The sequence below is a fragment of the Endozoicomonas sp. ONNA2 genome (assembly GCF_024606365.1).
Lineage (GTDB): Bacteria > Pseudomonadota > Gammaproteobacteria > Pseudomonadales > Endozoicomonadaceae > Endozoicomonas.
Genome location: NZ_JAHHPO010000795.1, coordinates 1 through 2,495 on the forward strand (window position 1 = coordinate 1; position 2,495 = coordinate 2,495).

General features: G+C 51.2%; 2 protein-coding genes and 1 pseudogene. 1 reads left to right on the plus strand and 2 read right to left on the minus strand.

Annotation, left to right across the window (positions count from 1 at the left end; translation table 11 throughout):
* Positions 1-455, plus strand: a pseudogene (locus KDK14_RS14180) (heme ABC transporter ATP-binding protein); the annotation flags it as partial.
* Positions 456-543: 88 nt separating this feature from the next.
* Here the strand turns inward: KDK14_RS14180 and KDK14_RS14185 are convergent.
* Together KDK14_RS14185 and KDK14_RS14190 are read right to left on the minus strand one after the other, a co-directional pair.
* Positions 544-2,133 (minus strand): ABC-F family ATPase, encoded by a 1,590-nt coding sequence (locus KDK14_RS14185; RefSeq protein ID WP_257265828.1) that lies wholly within the window; start codon positions 2,131-2,133, stop codon positions 544-546.
* Positions 2,134-2,281: 148 nt separating this feature from the next.
* The coding region (locus KDK14_RS14190) for a hypothetical protein (RefSeq protein ID WP_257265829.1) at positions 2,282-2,495 on the minus strand (214 nt) is incomplete at its 5' end.

The window sequence follows — 2,495 nt, forward strand, 5'->3', positions numbered from 1 at the left end:
TTTTTTGTGTAATACCGTCCATATTAGGAAAGTTGTTTTTAGACAATTCCTTACACCTGAAGGACCGACATTACACCACCCTTTCCGGTGGTGAACGCCAGCGTGTGCATATGGCACGGGTACTGGCTCAGATCCGGGATGAAACCCCCTATGGCCAACGTTACCTGTTGCTTGATGAACCCACATCGGCACTGGACCCGGCCCATCAGCAGCTGACCCTGAAAATGGTCAGACAGGAAGCGGATCAGGGTATCGGCGTTATGGTTATCATGCACGACCTGAATCTGGCAGCTCGGTATTCTGACCGAATTGTGATCCTCAGCAATGGCCGGATAGCTGCACAAGGCGGACCCTGTCAGGTGTTGACCCCGGAAACTATTGGACAAGTGTTCGATATTGAGGTCAGTGTATCCAGGCACCCGGCCTATCACTGCCCATTGGTTATCAACCATTGACTGTGTTGCACTATTATTCTCCTGCAGGGGCTGTCCTCGCTACGGGGTCGCCTGGACGGGCGCTATTCCCGGACAGCCTCCTGGCTCCCTACTGAATTCCCTGACTGCGCAGGTAATCATCATAACTACCGTGGAAGTCGACAATACCGGTATCCCTGATTTCGATGATCCGGGTGGCCAGCGATGAGACAAACTGACGGTCATGGGAGACAAAAATCAGGGTGCCTTTGTAGTTTTCCAGCGCCAGGTTCAGCGACTCAATGGACTCCATATCCATATGGTTGGTTGGCTCATCCATCAACAGAATGTTAGGCCGTTGCTGGATCAGTTTACCAAACAGCATGCGCCCCTGCTCACCACCGGAAATGACCCGTACGGATTTCTTCAGATCGCCCTGGGAGAACAGCATCCGGCCCAACACGCCACGAATCACCTGCTCATCGTCGCCTTCATTAAGCCACTGGCTCATCCAGTCGAACAGATTCATATCCATCTCAAAATCAGCGCTGTGATTCTGGGCGTAGTAACCAATATTGGCATTTTCTGACCACTGAATAGTTCCCGTACGCGGTGCCATCCTGCCTGCCAATGTGTGTAGCAATGTGGTTTTACCGACACCGTTCTGGCCAATAATGGCAATGCGCTCACCCACTTCAACCATCAGGTTTACCTGGCTGAAAAGATCCTCTTCGTAGCCCTGGCTCAGCTTTTCCACCACCAGCGCATTGCGGAACAGTTTCTTGTCCTGCTCAAAGCGAATAAACGGACTCTGGCGGCTGGAAGGTTTGATTTCTGCCAGCTGAATCTTATCAATCTGCCGGGCTCTGGAAGTCGCCTGTCGTGCTTTGGAGGCGTTGGCAGAAAAGCGGCTGACAAAGGACTGCAGCTCGGCAATCTGGGCTTTCTTGCGGGCATTATCGGCCTGCAGGCGCTCCCGGGCAGCGGTGGCTGCAGTCATATACTCATCGTAATTACCGGGCATTACCTGCAGCTTGCCGTAATCCAGGTCTGCCATATGGGTGCAGACACTGTTCAGGAAGTGACGGTCGTGGGAGATAATGATCATGGTGCAGTCACGCTGTTTCAGGATCTCTTCCAGCCAGCGGATGGCATTAATATCCAGGTTATTGGTGGGTTCGTCCAACAGCATGATTTCGGGGTCGGCAAACAGCACCTGGGCCAGCAGCACACGCAGCTTCCAGCCCGGCGCAACAGCACTCATTAGCCCATAATGCTGTTCAATGGGAATATCCAGCCCCAGCAGCAGTTCGCCCGCACGGGCTTCGGCAGAGTAGCCATCCATCTCACCAAACTGAACTTCAAGGTCGGCAACCCGCATACCTTCTTCTTCTGTCATTTCAGCTTTGGCATAAATAGCGTCCCGTTCGGCTTTTACTTTCCAGAGTTCGGCATGCCCCATAATCACCGTGTCGATGACCGTATAGTTCTCATAGGCAAACTGATCCTGACTCAGTTTGGCCATACGTTCATGGGGGTCTTTGCTGACTGTGCCAGCCGTTGGTTCCAGCTCCCCACCCAGGATTTTCATGAACGTTGATTTACCACAACCGTTGGCACCAATGAGTCCGTAACGGTTACCCTCGCCAAACTTGACGGATATATCCTCAAACAAGGGTTTGTCACCGAACTGCATGGTGATGTTGGCTGTCGAAATCAAATTGATTATCCTGCTCTATTGAATTAATGATAAAAAGCATCACAGACTACAGTGACTATTCCCTTGCGCCAATAAGTAGTTTACAGAATCTGTTAACGTGTTCGATATTGCGCTAATGAACCCGCAACCTGCCAGGGCGTTACTGAATTCACAACAAGGAAATATCGGCCAGTACCCTTCGAATATCAAGCAAAGAATATTGGCTTTCGCTGTTTTTTGACGACAGTGAATCCGCTTCCCACACACCATCAGACGACCAGACAAATGCCCATGGTGCGTGAGAATATTTTTCACGACAAAAGGTGATTAATCTCTCGGTTTTTATCCCCATCATCACCGGCTGGCAAACCTTTTGCCTGGCC